This window comes from Weizmannia sp. FSL W8-1119 (assembly GCF_038008605.1).
Taxonomy (GTDB): Bacteria; Bacillota; Bacilli; order Bacillales; family Bacillaceae_C; genus Weizmannia; species Weizmannia coagulans.
Map to the genome: position 1 here is coordinate 972717 of NZ_JBBOZL010000001.1, position 14420 is coordinate 987136.

13 protein-coding genes are annotated in these 14420 nt (G+C 49.0%); 11 read left to right on the forward strand and 2 right to left on the reverse strand.

Annotation, left to right across the window (positions count from 1 at the left end):
- Positions 1 to 23 precede the first annotated feature (23 nt).
- Positions 24 to 887: an NAD(P)-dependent oxidoreductase gene (locus NSQ19_RS04590; protein ID WP_029141708.1), complete on the forward strand. Its 864-nt coding sequence runs from the start codon at positions 24 to 26 to the stop codon at positions 885 to 887.
- 200 nt (positions 888 to 1087) lie between these two features.
- Here the strand turns inward: NSQ19_RS04590 and NSQ19_RS04595 are convergent, their stop codons facing one another.
- Positions 1088 to 2242: an aminotransferase A gene (locus tag NSQ19_RS04595; protein ID WP_014095626.1), complete on the reverse strand. Its 1155-nt coding sequence runs from the start codon at positions 2240 to 2242 to the stop codon at positions 1088 to 1090.
- Between the two features lie 236 nt (positions 2243 to 2478).
- On the opposite strand from NSQ19_RS04595, the gene NSQ19_RS04600 reads away from it, so the two are divergent.
- Positions 2479 to 3384 carry a chemotaxis protein gene (locus NSQ19_RS04600; protein ID WP_118498782.1) on the forward strand — a complete coding sequence of 302 codons (906 nt, stop codon included), beginning with the start codon at positions 2479 to 2481 and terminating at the stop codon, positions 3382 to 3384.
- Between the two features lie 130 nt (positions 3385 to 3514).
- Here the strand turns inward: NSQ19_RS04600 and NSQ19_RS04605 are convergent, their stop codons facing one another.
- Entirely contained in the window at positions 3515 to 3982 is a 468-nt protein-coding gene (locus NSQ19_RS04605) for a YkyB family protein (RefSeq protein ID WP_265115453.1), read from the reverse strand.
- Positions 3983 to 4157: 175 nt separating this feature from the next.
- Here NSQ19_RS04605 and NSQ19_RS04610 point away from each other — a divergent pair, with 175 nt between their 5' ends.
- The 9 genes from NSQ19_RS04610 to dapD all read left to right on the forward strand — a co-directional run bounded on the left by NSQ19_RS04610 (position 4158) and on the right by dapD (position 14357).
- Entirely contained in the window at positions 4158 to 7274 is a 3117-nt protein-coding gene (locus NSQ19_RS04610) for an MMPL family transporter (protein WP_340702476.1), read from the forward strand.
- A 252-nt stretch (positions 7275 to 7526) separates the two neighbouring features.
- The gene (locus NSQ19_RS04615) at positions 7527 to 9209 is read left to right on the forward strand and encodes a putative bifunctional diguanylate cyclase/phosphodiesterase (protein WP_340702477.1); all 1683 of its coding nucleotides are present in this window, start codon (positions 7527 to 7529) and stop codon (positions 9207 to 9209) included.
- Between the two features lie 176 nt (positions 9210 to 9385).
- Positions 9386 to 9601 (forward strand): hypothetical protein, encoded by a 216-nt coding sequence (locus tag NSQ19_RS04620; protein ID WP_013858905.1) that lies wholly within the window; start codon positions 9386 to 9388, stop codon positions 9599 to 9601.
- 132 nt (positions 9602 to 9733) lie between these two features.
- Complete coding sequence (gene fadH / locus NSQ19_RS04625) at positions 9734 to 10498, forward strand: 2,4-dienoyl-CoA reductase (protein ID WP_340702478.1); 765 nt, start codon at positions 9734 to 9736, stop codon at positions 10496 to 10498.
- 22 nt (positions 10499 to 10520) lie between these two features.
- Positions 10521 to 11429: an acetamidase/formamidase family protein gene (locus tag NSQ19_RS04630; RefSeq protein ID WP_237349129.1), complete on the forward strand. Its 909-nt coding sequence runs from the start codon at positions 10521 to 10523 to the stop codon at positions 11427 to 11429.
- A gap of 332 nt (positions 11430 to 11761) precedes the next feature.
- On the forward strand, positions 11762 to 12013 hold the full coding sequence (locus tag NSQ19_RS04635) for a YkuJ family protein (RefSeq protein ID WP_013858910.1): 252 nt from the start codon (positions 11762 to 11764) through the stop codon (positions 12011 to 12013).
- A gap of 166 nt (positions 12014 to 12179) precedes the next feature.
- Entirely contained in the window at positions 12180 to 12626 is a 447-nt protein-coding gene (gene cbpB / locus NSQ19_RS04640; protein ID WP_013858911.1) for a cyclic-di-AMP-binding protein CbpB, read from the forward strand.
- 69 nt (positions 12627 to 12695) lie between these two features.
- Entirely contained in the window at positions 12696 to 13586 is an 891-nt protein-coding gene (locus NSQ19_RS04645) for a LysR family transcriptional regulator (RefSeq protein ID WP_080565270.1), read from the forward strand.
- Positions 13587 to 13646: 60 nt separating this feature from the next.
- Complete coding sequence (gene dapD, locus NSQ19_RS04650) at positions 13647 to 14357, forward strand: 2,3,4,5-tetrahydropyridine-2,6-dicarboxylate N-acetyltransferase (protein ID WP_340702479.1); 711 nt, start codon at positions 13647 to 13649, stop codon at positions 14355 to 14357.
- Positions 14358 to 14420: the final 63 nt, after the last annotated feature.

A 14420-nucleotide genomic window follows, 5' to 3' on the forward strand; every position in this document is an offset into this window, starting at 1 on the left:
TTTGCGAAAAAAGGGGAGCTAGGATGAAAAAGATCGGATTTATCGGGTTAGGCGTAATGGGCCGGAACATGGCGCAAAATTTGCGGAATGCAGGGTATCCGCTTTTTGTCTATAACCGTACAAAAGAAAAGGCGGAGCCGCTTCTCAAAGCGGGAGCCGAATGGTGCAGCACGCCGGCGGAAACGGCTGCAAAATCAGATATCGTCATTACGATGGTCGGCTATCCGCACGATGTGGAAGAAGTGTATTTCGGTGAAAACGGACTGCTTGGCGCGGCGAAAGAAGGAACAATCCTGATCGATATGACCACTTCCACGCCGACCCTTGCCAAAAAGATTTATGAAGCGGCGAAAGCAAGACAGGTGAAGGCGCTCGATGCACCGGTTTCCGGCGGCGATATTGGGGCGCAAAAAGGCAATTTGACGATTATGGCAGGCGGCGACAAATCGGTATTTGAAGAAGTAAAACCGGTTTTTCACGTACTCGGGGAAAATATCGTGCTGCAGGGCGGCCCGGGATCCGGCCAGCATACAAAAATGTGCAACCAGATTGCCATAGCCTCCAATATGATCGGCGTGACGGAGTCGGTTGTGTATGCGCAAAAAGCAGGGCTCGATCCGGAAAAAGTGCTCAAATCCATCAGCGCCGGGGCAGCCGGAAGCTGGTCAATGTCCAATCTTGTTCCGCGGATGCTTGCGGGCGATTATTCTCCGGGCTTTTTTATCAAGCATTTTATTAAAGATATGAAAATCGCCCTTCATGAAGCGGAAAAAATGGGGCTTGACCTGCCGGGGCTTGCACTCAGCAAAAAATTATATGAAGAACTGGCCGCAAAAGGCGAAGAAAACAGCGGCACACAAGCATTGATTAAATATTGGTCCAAGTAAAGTTTGCCCGCCGGCATATGCCGGCGGGCTGTTTTAGTTTTATGCGGGCGGGAAGCCAGTATGGTTTAACGCAGGCTTCTATTCCTTAGGCGAACGCGGCGCCAGCAAAGGAATGAAAATATATTTCATTTTTAGTATGATACCCATTGCGCTTGAATGCGGCACCAGCGGGAAAAATGAGAATCAGCCGGCGCATCGTTTCAGGATAGGTTTGCAACAAACTTTTCCATGCGCGCAAGCCCTTTTTCGAGCTGATCCATGCTGCATGCGTAGGACATCCGGAACCAGCCTTCGCCGTACTTTGAAAAAGCGCTGCCTGGGACAACCGCGACTTTTTGCTGTTTTGCCAGATCGACCGCAAAATCGAAAGAGGACCGCTTCAACGCTTCCGGCACCTTCGCGAATACGTAAAAAGCCCCGTCCGGTTTCACATACCCGATGCCGATCTCATCCAGCCTCTTGCATACATAGTCTCTCCGTTTTTCATATTCCTTTTTCATGGCGTGTGCGTCATCGATGCCGGCTGTCAGCGCTTCAAGCGCCGCCATCTGGGAAATGGAAGGCGCGCACGACACATTATACTGGTGGACTTTTAAAACATGCTTTGTGAGCCATTCCGGCGCAAACACGAAGCCGATCCGCCAGCCGGTCATCGAGTGGGACTTTGAGACGCCGTTAATGACAATGGTCTGCTCCGGCAAAAACGAAGCGATCGAGGCGTGCTGCAGATTGTACGTTAACTCGCTGTAAATTTCATCGGCAAGAATAAAAATATCACGGCCGCGGATCAGGTCTGCGATTTCCTGCAATTCCGCCTTTTCGAGCGTCACCCCAGTCGGATTGGAAGGGTACGGCAAAATGATGCATTTCGTGTTGGCTGTAATAGCCTGGCGGATGAGATCTGCGGTTAGCTTAAACCGGTTTGCCCTTGTGTCTACATGCACCGGAACGGCTCCGCACAGGCGGATGGCTGGTTCATACCCCGGGTAAACAGGCCCGGGGAGGATAACTTCGGAACCGGGCGTCAATACGGTTCTGAGCGTAATATCGATCGCCTCGCTGGCGCCGATTGTGACTATGACTTCCGTTTCCGGTTTATAAGACAGGTTGTATTTCGTTTTGACAAATTGTGCTGCAGCCTTGCGCAAAGCAAGGTCGCCGGCATTGTGGGTATAGGTTGTCCTGTTTTCTTCAATGGCACGGATCCCTGCTTGCTTGACATGTTCCGGCGTTTTAAAATCGGGCTGGCCGATTGTAAATGAGACCATGTCTTCGATTCCGGCAACCATGTTTGAAAACTTGCGGATGCCGGATATTTCAATCTCCTGTACATGCGGGTTCAGTAAATGTTCCAAAACCGGTTTCCTCCCCTTTAACGGATTGCTTTTCATCAAATATGTATGTCCTGTTCTTCTTAATCTTACCACGCTTAAACATTTGTGAAAAAGCAATCTTTTCCGTTTGCCCTTTTTCAGGTGAAAAATTCCGGTCCATCTGCCGATATAATTCATGTGGGCAAATATTGAAAACCGGGCAGTGCAAAAATGCTCTGCGCCGGATTTTCATACGTTTTAGAACGAGGGGGCAAAAAATGATGAGTCTGGAGCACGATATTTTACTGGAAAGCGGCACAAATGAAGTTGAGATTGTAGAATTTTCTGTCGCACAAAATCATTACGGCATCAATGTCATTAAAGTGAAGGAAATTATCATGCCGGCTGCGGTCACCACCATTCCGCACGCCCATCCAAATATTGAAGGGATTATCCAGCTGCGCGGGGAAATACTGCCGGTTGTCAATTTGCGCAAAGTACTTGGGCATCCGCCGGAAACGGGCGAGGATGACAAATTTATCGTGACGGAGTTCAACCAGCAAAAAATCGTCTTTCATGTGGACAATGTTTCAAAAATCCACCGGTTTTCCTGGGATCAAATTGAAAAACCGTCCGGGATGTATGCAGGCACCGATACACAGGTGATCGGCGTAGTAAAGAAAGAAGACACGATGATTTTACTGCTTGATTTTGAAAAAATGATTGCGGAAATCAACCCGGAAGCAACGATCCGGGTGGAAGAAGTCAAAAAGCTTGGAAAGCGGGAGCGGAACAATAAACGGATTGTGATTGCGGAAGATTCCGGCCTGCTCAGGGAATTGCTCCGCGATACGCTGCTTGAAGCCGGGTATGAACAAATTGCGTTTTTTGAAAACGGGAAAGATGCATACGAATATTTATCCGGGATTGCAGAAAGCGGAAAAGAGATAAAGGATGAAGTCCAGCTTGTGATTACGGATATTGAAATGCCGCAAATGGACGGGCACCATTTAACGAAAAAAATAAAAGAAGACCCTGCCTTAAAAGTGCTGCCGGTGATCATTTTCTCATCGCTGATCACGGATGCCTTGAGGCATAAAGGGGAAATGGTCGGCGCCGATGCCCAAATCAGCAAGCCTGAAATCAACCAGCTGATCCTTGCGATGGACGAAAAAGTGCTGTAACGCAGAAAAGCCCCCGGCCAATCGCGGAGGGCTTTCCTGCATGGTTGCGTATCATTATTCATCCCGGGCGGGGTCTTTACCCGGTTTGGGGCTTTTCCATTATTTGGCTTGCACTTGCTGCGGCCATCCTTTAGAAAAAGGAGTCGCCCAGTTTTTTGAAAACCGGTTTGCAATTTTTCCTGCCGGTGCGGGGCTGCCCCGGATGCTGCTGTTTTTCCGTGAGCCCGGTATACCGTTCAAGCAGTTGCTTTGCCTGGCTTAAAGGCATGCGGCATTTCGGGTTCCTTGTTTTATGGTCCAGGCAGCCGAGATGGGGGAGGTTTTTAAAATCGTCTTTTGACGGCGGAATATGAAATGTATAATCACCGCACTTTACAAGCACATCAGACTGCTGCTGGCTGTACTTCGGATGCTCGGAAAAGTGGAGCCCGACTTTCAGCGCTTTCCCTTCCCGGATCATTTTTTCGAGCGCTTTTTTCTTTAACAGGTAAAGAAATTTTGGGTTGGTTGCGGTTTTCGCATGGCGATTGACCGTGAATACAGCATAAGAGAGGTTTTCGATTGTAGGTTGTAATGGAGCAGGTTTATGCGAATTCAAATAGAGAACTCCTTTCGCTTTTAATCATGTTACTTTTTAGTCAATTATACTACTTTTCGTTTATTTTGGAAAGAAAGCAACATAAAAATGTCCATTTTTTTACATACTTCTGCAGCCGTTTGTTTTATAATGGTTCAAGAGTTATGCGATCACAAGCTTGGGAGGAAACCAGTTCATGAAGCGATTGGTGCAGTTGAAATGGATTGTTGTTTTAGTATGGGCAATGATCAGCATTTTATTGGCATGGAAAGCGCCGGCAATGGAACCATTAGTCAGGGAAAAAGGCCAGATTAAGGTTCCGGAAGGCTATGCCTCGCAACGGGCGGCTGAAATCAAAAGCCGGCACCAGCAGACAGAAAACCACGGTACAAGCGTCATCATCGTGTTCCATGACCGGGTGAAAATATCCGGCCATGAGATGGGGCGTATCCGGGGCACGCTTGAACGGCTGGAAAAAAATAAAAAACAATATGCGATTATGGGGCTGACAACTCATTTTCACGAGCCGGCCCTTAAAAGTGAGCTTGTCTCCAAAGACGGAAAAACGGTGATGGCCATTGCCAGCGTGGATCCGGGCGGAAAGTCTTTTAAAACAGTGCGCGCGGCTTTGCAGAAAGCGGTAAAAACGCCGGGCGTCGAGGTGATGATGACCGGCAACAGGCTGATCAATGAGGATGTCACGGACAGCTCGCAGGCGGGCTTGAAAAGAACAGAAGCGATTACGATTGTATTCATCCTGGCCGTCCTTGTGCTGGTGTACCGTTCAATCGTCGCGCCGCTCATTCCGCTTTTAACGGTCGGGCTTTCTTATCTTGTCAGCCAGTTTATCGTTGCGATACTCGTCGACAAGCTGGATTTTCCGGTTTCAAATTTTACGCAAATTTTTCTCGTTGCCGTTTTGTTCGGGATTGGCACGGATTATTGTATTTTGCTGCTCAGCCGCTTTAAGGAAGAACTGGCGGATGGCAAAGAAACAGTTGCGGCCATTCTTGCGACTTACCGTTCGGCCGGGAAAACGGTGCTGTTCAGCGGTATTGCCGTTCTGATCGGTTTTGCCTCGATCGGGCTTGCCAGTTTTAAACTGTACCAATCCGCTTCCGCCGTTGCGGTCGGGGTAGCCGTTTTGCTGCTTGCTTTGTTTTCAATTGTGCCGTTTTTTATGGCTGTGTTAAAGAAAGGGCTGTTCTGGCCTGTGCGCGGGGACATTTCCCACCATGAAAGCAAAATTTGGGAACGGGCCGGCCTTTTTGCGCTGGCAAGGCCGTTTCTTTCCCTTGCGATTGTGGCGGTGATCATGGTTCCGCTATTGATCAGCTATAACGGCAAGCTGTCTTTCAATTCACTTGATGAACTCGGGGACAACTACGATTCCGTAAAAGCGTTCAACATCATTGCCGAAAGTTTCGGCGCCGGGAAAGCGATGCCGGCCGAAGTCGTCCTCGAAAATGACGAGTCTGTCAAATCAAAAGACTATCTCGCTTTAATCGAGAAAATCAGCGCGGATCTGGATAAAGTCCCGCATGTTGCACAAGTTCAAAGCGCGACAAGGCCGGACGGTTCGGTGATGAAAGAAATTTATGTCAAAAACCAAGCCAAAACATTGGGCGAAGGGCTGGAAAAAAGCCATAACGGCATTCAGAAAATCAAATCAGGATTAACGGGGGCATCCGGTTCTCTGGAAAACGCCAAATCAAAGTTTAAAGAAGCAACCGACGGGATCGGGGAGCTGGAGGCCGGTTCCGAAAAAATCTCAGCCGGCATGGGGAATTTGTCAAACTCGCTCAGCCGGATTGAAGAAGGCATCCGGAACGGTTCCGCGGGCGCGGACGAACTGAAAAGCGGGGTAAAAAACGCCCAGCAGCAGGCAAGGGAACTGCAGTCCGGCTTTAACCAGCTGTATGAAAAATACCAGCTCGTCCAGTCCGGCATCCGCCAGTTTATCAGCCAAACGGACCAGTTGCCAGCTGATGTTCCGGAGCAGATTGGCTCCCTGCAAGCGGCTTACCGGGCGTTTTTAAAAGACAATCCGGAAGCGGCGCACGACTCGCAATTCCAAAAAGTGCAGCAGGCGATGAATGAGCTCGGGCTCGGCACCGGCAATGGCAATGATACAATTGCCAGCCTGTACCGCCAGATTGACACCGTCACAGCAACTTTGGAAAGCGTGGACGCAAAACTTTCAGCTATTTCCGCCGGGCTTGGCCGCTTTGCTGACGGGTTTACGCCGATCATCAACGGGCTTGATCAGCTTGAAACCGGTTTGAACCAGACTGCAGCAGGCCAGAACGAAGTGATCCGGAAAATCCCGGCGCTGCAAAAAGGACTTCAGGGGATCACGGACGGCCAGGCACAGCTGAAAACCGGCCTCAGTACGTTCGGAACCCATATGAATGAGCTTTCCGCCGGCCTTGATAAAAGCGCGGCAGGACTCGGGAAAATCGAATCCGGGTTGTACGATGCCGGTTCTTATCTGAATGATTTGGCGGATGAAACAAGTATGGAACAGTCCGGCATTTATATTCCGGATGCCCTGCTTTCAAATGCGGATTATCAGAAAGCGCTGGGCCATTATATTTCGAAAGACGGAAAAATGGTGACTTTTCATCTGATATTAACTGAAAACCCGTATTCCAACAGGGCAATGGCGGATATTGGCCATATCAACCGGGCGTTAAAAGACGCTGTAAAGGGGACAAAATTGGAAAATGCCCATATCGGGATCGGCGGCGTGTCAAGCATCAATCGCGATTTGGATAAGATGTCAAAAGCGGATTACGCGCGTACTGTCACTTTTATGCTGATCGGGGTGGCTGCCGTGCTGATGATTTTCTTACGGTCAATCGTCATGTCGCTCTATCTGCTGGCATCCCTTCTTATCACTTATTTTGCATCCGCCGGTTTGACGGAGGCCATTTTTGTCCATCTGCTTGGCTACCCGGGTATCAGCTGGGCGGTGCCGTTCTTCGGTTTTGTCATTTTAATCGCGCTTGGCACCGACTACTCCATCTTTTTAATGGAAAGGTTCAATGAATACCAGCATTTGCCTGCAAAAGAAGCAATTTTGCTTGCGATGAAAAAGATGGGAACCGTTATTCTTTCCGCAGAAGTCATTCTTTCCGGCACTTTTGCGGCAATGATGCCGTCCGGCGTTTTATCGTTGCTGCAAATTGCCACCCTTACACTTACTGGTCTTCTGTTTTATGCTTTGATCATGCTGCCTTTGTTTGTGCCGGTGCTTGTAAAAATGCTTGGCAAGGCAAATTGGTGGCCCTTTATCGCAAATCAGGAGTAAAAAGGGGCGGATGGGCGGATCACTTCCGGTAATGAAGCGCATGAAAGGCAAGCGAACGGCTGCGGGACCCGGCAAATGGATGGCCGGCCAGGCGGAAAGGAACGGGCCCGGATTTCCCGCCCGCACTTTCCGCCCCGTTTTTTTGTATTTCAACTATGCTTTTCGTACATTTCCCTGTAAAATAGAAATATACTTTTTACCTGAATTTTCAGCATCAGCAAGCATTTTCTTGATGAGAAAAAGGATGATATTATGGACAATTCGAAAGCTGAAGGACAAACAAAGAAACTCCAGGAACTGCCAATTGATATTTTTTTCAGCCGGGATTTTCTTTCCAAGCTTTCCGAGACGGTCAGTGTTTTGAAAGTGGAAAATGGGCCGACGTTTAAATTTGTTTATGTGAACAAAGAAGAAGAGCAGACGGAAAAGGCCGGAAAATTTTTACATGATGTTCTCGAGGAAAGGGAAGCCGCCCGGTTTGAATATTTTTGCCAAACTGCGCTGGAAGATAACAAGGCTGTCGACTTCATCCACCACTCGGGTGCAAGGCGCATCCTCCACACCTCTTTGGCCGGCATGGACGGCGGAGAGTGGATGATTGCCATTACAAGGGATGTGACAGAACTGCTGGATGGCGGGCGGATGCTTCCAGATCCACATACATATCAGTTTGACCCTTTAACAGGCCTTTGGAACAGGCACGCTTTGCTGGACCGGTTGAACAGGAAAACAGCCGAAGCAAAAAGAGGCGCGCCCCATCCGGCTGTATTGTATATTGATCTTGACCGGTTAAAATATTTTAACGACATTCTCGGCCAGCATGTCGGTGATGAAATTTTAAAACGAACAGCCATCCGCCTGAAGCAGCTTCCCTTTCCGGATAACGAAGTGTACCGCCAGGGCGGGGATGAGTTTATCGTGCTTACGACCGGGCGCTCGCGGGAAGGTGTGAAACAAATGGCGGAACAGATCCTGGCGCTCTTTTACGACCCCTTCAAAATTGAAGGAGAAGACTATTTTCTATCGCCGTCCGTCGGCATCAGCCTGTTTCCGGAAGACGGCGAAGACGGGGAAACGTTAATCAAACATGCGGATACGGCTCTTTTTAAAGTGAAGGAAGGGGGAAAAGGGCATTTCCTTTTTTACAGCAAAAAAATGGATGCCGACTTCCATAATTATATTTTGATGGAAGCCCATCTCCGCCGCGCTGTTGAAAAAAACGAGCTGGCCGTCCATTACCAGCCGCAGGTGCAGCTTGATACAGGCAAAATTAAAAGTTTTGAAGCCTTGCTGAGATGGCGCAACCCGAAATTCGGAAATGTGCCGCCTTTGAAATTCATTCCGCTTGCAGAAGAAACAGGGCTGATCACTTCTATCGGCGCGTGGGTGATCGACCACGTATGCGCGCAAATTGCACAGTGGCGGCAAAAAGGGTGGACCGGTTTCCGGATCGCAGTGAATATATCCCCGAAGCAGTTTCTGGATCCCGGCCTGGCTGGATTTATCGGACGGACGCTTGAAAAATACAAGCTGCCTGCGTCCGTGCTCGAAATTGAAATTACAGAAGGCGCGATGCAAGATGAAAACCATATATTAAAAGTGCTTAGCAGCCTGAAAGACATGGGGCTGACAATATCGGTCGATGATTTCGGAACCGGGTATTCTTCTTTGAACTATCTTAAAAAACTCCCGGTTGACATTTTAAAAATTGACCAGTCTTTTGTCCGGGAACTGGAAAACAGCCAAAAAGACGCGGCCATTACAAGAACGATCATCCATCTCGCCCACCAGCTCGGGCTTGAAGTCGTCGCGGAAGGGGTGGAGGAACAAGGGCAGGTGAAGTTTTTGCAATCGGCCCGCTGCCAGAAAGCGCAAGGATATTTCTTCAGCCGGCCTGTCCCCGCCGAAGAAGTGGAAAAGCAGCTGTTTGTGTAAAATCCGTCCGGTTAAATTGTCAAAACGTATTTTCTTTTCCCCTGACTAATGGTACATTGTATGGTATGGTATGGTATAGTATAGAAAAAAGTACTTCACCAAGACGGCTCTTTCTATCGTTTTCGGTGCCAGCCGGAATCCGGGCCGCATTTTTGGACACGGAAGGAGCGTTCAAAATGAGCGAAAGAATGGACATGATTTTTATCCCGGCTGAGGCTGGATATATTAAAATTTACGTTTTCGGATTTTTGCGTGACAGTGCCTGGGGACAGGCGTTTGCGGAATATAACGGCCTGACGGTTGTGGTAAAAGGCTATAACCGCAAGAAAACGATCATCCGGGCATTAACGAAGCTGCATGAGTCCTTATTAAAATTAAAAAAAGATTCTTAGGTTCATACGCCATGGAAGCACCTTGGCCGGGGCGCCGGGATAGTTTGCGACGGTATCCGGCAGTTTGCCGAAGCCGTTGAATTTTTTTATATAAAATGAATGGCTGATCATTCATGAAAGGGGAGAAGGTTAATGAAAGAAAAAGTTGTCGTCGTAACAGGCGGTTCAAGCGGAATGGGGAAGGCAATGGCGGCTAAATTTGCGCAGTCGGAAGCAAAAGTTGTCATTACAGGAAGAGATGAAGAAAAATTAAGGGCTACAAAAGCGGAATTGCTCCGTTACCATTCCGATATCTTCACGGTGCAAATGGACGTCCGGAAGCCGGAAGATGTAGAGAGAATGGTGGAAGAGACAGACAAAAAATTCGGGCACATTGATTTTCTTGTCAACAATGCCGCCGGAAACTTTATCTGCCCGGCGGAAAAATTATCGGTAAACGGCTGGAATGCGGTCATCAATATTGTTTTAAACGGGACATTCTATTGTTCCCGCGCAGTTGGAAACTACTGGATAGAAAAAAAGATCAAAGGGAGCATCCTCAATATGGTCGCGACTTATGCCTGGGGGGCAGGAGCTGGCGTTGCCCATTCAGCAGCGGCAAAAGCGGGTGTGTTATCCTTAACACGTACGCTTGCGGTGGAATGGGGAAAAAAATACGGCATCCGCGTGAATGCGATCGCGCCCGGCCCGATTGAAAGAACAGGCGGGGCGGGCAAGCTGTGGGAATCGGAAGAAGCGGCCCAAAGGACATTAAACAGTGTCCCGCTCGGGCGGCTCGGAACGCCGGAAGAAATTGCCGAACTTGCTTTTTTCCTGTTTTCGCCCCATGCCGCATATATCAATGGAGAAGTGGTTACAATGGACGGCGGCCAGTGGCTGAATCAGCATCCTTTTTAAACGGCCGCGAAAGGAGCGGATTATGCAGCAACTAAAAAAAGAACATTTTATTACCCATTTTTCAGCGGAAAACAAGCCGGCTTACAAAGTCCGGCTGGACGAAACGTTTGCCGTGGAGACGTTTGATTGCTACGGCGGAAAAATCACCTCGGAAACCCAGCTCAGGACGGAAGTGGACATTCCATTTATAAACCCGGCGACCGGCCCGATTGAGATCGAAGGCGTGAAAAAAGGCGACATCCTTTGTGTCGGCATTCAAAATATTGAGCTGGATGAAGCCGGTGTCATGGTGCTTTACCCCGGGATGGGGGCGCTCGGTGAAGAGGTAAAAGAAACCGATACGCGCATCATCCGCGTAAAGGACGGTAACATCCAGTTTAACAGCCGCCTTCAATTTCCGGCTGCCCCGATGATCGGCGTCATCGGCGTTGCCCCGGAAAAAGGCGCAGTGCTTTGTGAAATACCCGGAGACCATGGCGGCAATATGGATACGAGATGGATCACGGCGGGGTCGAAATTGTACCTCCCCGTTTTCCATGACGGCGCCCTGCTTGCGCTCGGCGATCTTCACGCCGCAATGGGGGACGGGGAACTGGATGGTTCAGGCGTGGAAATTGGCGGTAAAGTCACCCTGCAATGCACGAAACTGGCCGGCGCTCCCGCCATCGGCATGCCGGCCGTTGAAACCAGCCAGACATGGTTTTTGATTTCATCGGCAGAAACCCTGGAAGCGGCGGCGAAAAAAGGGATGCGGGCGGCTGCAAACAGGTTCCGGGCTGCATTCGGGCTCGGGTTTAATGATGCCTACAGGCTTTTGAGCGCCACATGCTCCCTTGAAATCAGCCAGATTGTAAATCCGCTTGTGACGGTCAGAATAGCCGTGCCGAAAGCTGTTTTGCCCGATTTGTTCGCGCCGGGCCCGCTGCTTTAAATGCAGGGCACTGGAAAAGTATTCAAGAAACGGTGAGGCACTAAATGGCGGTGTCTCGCCGTTTTTATGTTTTCTTTTGGCCTTTTCAGCGGCTTCTTTTAAAGCAGGGGGTTTTTCTGCGGGACAAATCGAAAAAATGGTACAAGGTCTTCCCCGATTTCGGATAAAATAAGGACAGAAACGGCACAAAATGAAAAAATTTGCCGCCGCTCCCTTTTCTAAGCGAAGGTTTTACTGTAAAATTCGAATGGGACAGGTTATCATTTGTGTGAATAAAAGGGTGAATGCCGTCATTCAAAACCGGCACTCACGTTCGTCGAAAGGAGTCCATTATGTCTCAATTATTAGGTATTATCCAAAGGCTGCAGGCGATGCAGGAAGCAAAAGATACAGGGGAAGTCCAGCAACGGCGTTTTGAAGTGAACGGCAAGGCGCTCTGCCAGGTGAAATTTTTTCCACAAACCGGAACGTTTGAACTGGAAGTATTCGACGGGCAGAAACACGCCAGCAAGTACCAGTTTGACGACCTGGATATTGCCGCCATCGAAATTTTTGATATCGTCCAGGAAGGCTCTGACAGTTAAAAAATTTTTTCGCTCGGCATAAAGCCGGGCGTTTTTCTTTCGTCAATCAAGCCCTGTTTATGATAAAATAGTAGTGATTCATCATGCATCAACGGCAAACGAAATAAGCATCTCCTCTTGAAGGTTTTGTACCTGAAAATACGGAAGAAAAGGAGATTTTTGCAAGATGATTTCATTGCAGAGCCAGGAATTTCTTGAACCGAAAATCATGGATTTTATGATCCCGTCTGAAAAAGTGGCCCATGTGCAGGTTGGAAACAGCCTGGAACATGCTTTGCTCGTGCTGACGAAAAGCGGGTATGCCGCTGTTCCGGTTTTGGACGCCAGCTACCGGCTGCACGGCCTGATCAGTTCCGCGATGATCACCGATTCCATTTTGGGGCTGGAACGGATTGAATTTGAAAAACTGGGCGAGATTAAGGTGGAACAGGTCATGAAGGCGGACATTCCGCGGCTAAATGTGCATGACAATTTTGAAAAAGCGTTGCGTTGGCTTGTTGACCACAATTTTTTATGTGTCGAAGACGATGAAGGATTTTTTGCTGGCATTTTTACAAGGCGCTCGCTTCTGAAAGAATTGAACCATCATATTCATAAATTGAATCATTTTTAGCGGCGGCACCGCGCAAATGGCTGCGCGGTCCGTTTTTCCATAAACCAAAGAAAACGGATTGGGGTTAACATGAATTTTTCGGAGTGCCAGTTACTGTCTGTTTTAGCACAGGAGTTAAATATGCGGAAGGCAGCTGAACGCCTGTTTGTATCGCAGCCGGCCTTGTCGCAAAGGCTGCAGTCGGTTGAAAGGCAGTGGGGGGCGCAATTGTTTCTCCGCACGCAAAAAGGGCTGATCATAACGCCTGAGGGGGAACTGGTCATCCAGCTCGCCAATGAAATGCTCGAAAAGGAAGAAAATGTGCGGGAAGCCATCCGCACGCTCGACTCAAAAGTGCACGGGACATTAAAAATCGCCTGCGCCACGATCGTCGGCCAAAACTGGCTGCCGAAAGTGCTGAAAACATTCGTTGAAAAATATCCGGATGCAAAAATCTCGCTTGTCACGGGCTGGAGCAGTGAAATTTTGCGGTCCATTTACGAAGATGAAGTCCATATCGGCATTGTCCGCGGTTTGAATGAATGGAAAAGCACGAAAATCCATTTGTTTGAAGACCCGCTCTTTCTCGTGGACCAGGAAATTGACACCCTTGAAAAGCTGCCGGCTGCCGACCGGCCGTTTATCCAGTTTAAAAGCGATTCAAATTATTATCAGGAAATGATGGACTGGTGGCACCGCGAGTTTCAAACTTCCCCGAAACAAACAATCGTAGTGGACCAGATCGAAACGTGCAAGCAAATGGTTTTTAACGGCATCGGTTATGCGATTTTGCCTGCGATCACGCTGGACGGGGCGGAAATCCGCCATCTGCACAAAATTCCGCTCGAAGGGGAAGGCGGGGAGCCGCTGAAACGCGACACATGGCTCCTCGGTTATGACGCCGCGTTTCAATTGAAGCAGGTCCGCGCTTTTGTAAAAGTGGTGCGTGAATTTATTGCGGCACAGCCCCATATCCTTTAAAATGAACATATGCGCAAACTATCACATTTATCGGCGAATCAGCTGTCAGGAGGCATACATATGGACATGATGGATGCAAATGAGATCATTTCATTCATAGCAAACAGCAACAAATCAACACCTGTAAAAGTATATGTGAAGGGAAATGTCGATGGCCTTGATTTCGGTGAGTCAGCCCGCGTTTTCGCAGGCGGCGGCATGGCTGTCATCTTTGGCGAATGGGAAGAGATTTCGGCCGTGCTGGAAGCAAACCGTGGCAAAATCGCGGATTATGTCGTGGAAAATGACCGCCGCAACTCGGCCATTCCGCTTCTCGATTTAAAAGGAATCAACGCCCGTATTGAACCTGGCGTCACGATCCGTGACCGTGTTGAAATCGGCAATAATGCCGTCATTATGATGGGGGCCGTGATCAATATTGGTGCTGTTATTGGAGAAGGCACGATGATCGACATGAACGCCGTTTTAGGCGGCCGGGCAACAGTCGGGAAGAACTGCCATATCGGAGCCGGCGCCGTGCTTGCCGGGGTCATTGAACCGCCTTCTGCAAATCCGGTTGTCATTGAGGATGATGTATTAATCGGAGCGAATGCTGTGATCCTGGAAGGCGTACGCGTCGGAAAAGGGGCGGTTGTGGCAGCCGGTGCGGTCGTCACGCAAGATGTGCCGCCGCATACCGTTGTTGCAGGCATTCCGGCAAAAGTGATCAAAGAAATTGACGAAAAAACAAAATCCAAAACCGAAATCATGAAAGATCTTAGAAATTTGTAAGCCGGAAGGACGGGTGCCAAAAAAACGGTGCCCGGCCTTTTTTGCCATACCGGAAAGGAAGGG

Excerpts from the sequence above, each read along its gene's own strand:
- NSQ19_RS04590 (WP_029141708.1), top strand. The coding sequence starts at position 24 with ATGAAAAAGATCGGATTTATCGGGTTAGGCGTAATGGGCCGGAACATG.
- NSQ19_RS04600 (WP_118498782.1), top strand. The coding sequence starts at position 2,479 with ATGATGAGTCTGGAGCACGATATTTTACTGGAAAGCGGCACAAATGAA.
- NSQ19_RS04610 (WP_340702476.1), top strand. The coding sequence starts at position 4,158 with ATGAAGCGATTGGTGCAGTTGAAATGGATTGTTGTTTTAGTATGGGCA.
- NSQ19_RS04615 (WP_340702477.1), top strand. The coding sequence starts at position 7,527 with ATGGACAATTCGAAAGCTGAAGGACAAACAAAGAAACTCCAGGAACTG.
- NSQ19_RS04620 (WP_013858905.1), top strand. The coding sequence starts at position 9,386 with ATGAGCGAAAGAATGGACATGATTTTTATCCCGGCTGAGGCTGGATAT.
- fadH (WP_340702478.1), top strand. The coding sequence starts at position 9,734 with ATGAAAGAAAAAGTTGTCGTCGTAACAGGCGGTTCAAGCGGAATGGGG.
- NSQ19_RS04630 (WP_237349129.1), top strand. The coding sequence starts at position 10,521 with ATGCAGCAACTAAAAAAAGAACATTTTATTACCCATTTTTCAGCGGAA.
- NSQ19_RS04635 (WP_013858910.1), top strand. The coding sequence starts at position 11,762 with ATGTCTCAATTATTAGGTATTATCCAAAGGCTGCAGGCGATGCAGGAA.
- cbpB (WP_013858911.1), top strand. The coding sequence starts at position 12,180 with ATGATTTCATTGCAGAGCCAGGAATTTCTTGAACCGAAAATCATGGAT.
- NSQ19_RS04645 (WP_080565270.1), top strand. The coding sequence starts at position 12,696 with ATGAATTTTTCGGAGTGCCAGTTACTGTCTGTTTTAGCACAGGAGTTA.
- dapD (WP_340702479.1), top strand. The coding sequence starts at position 13,647 with ATGGACATGATGGATGCAAATGAGATCATTTCATTCATAGCAAACAGC.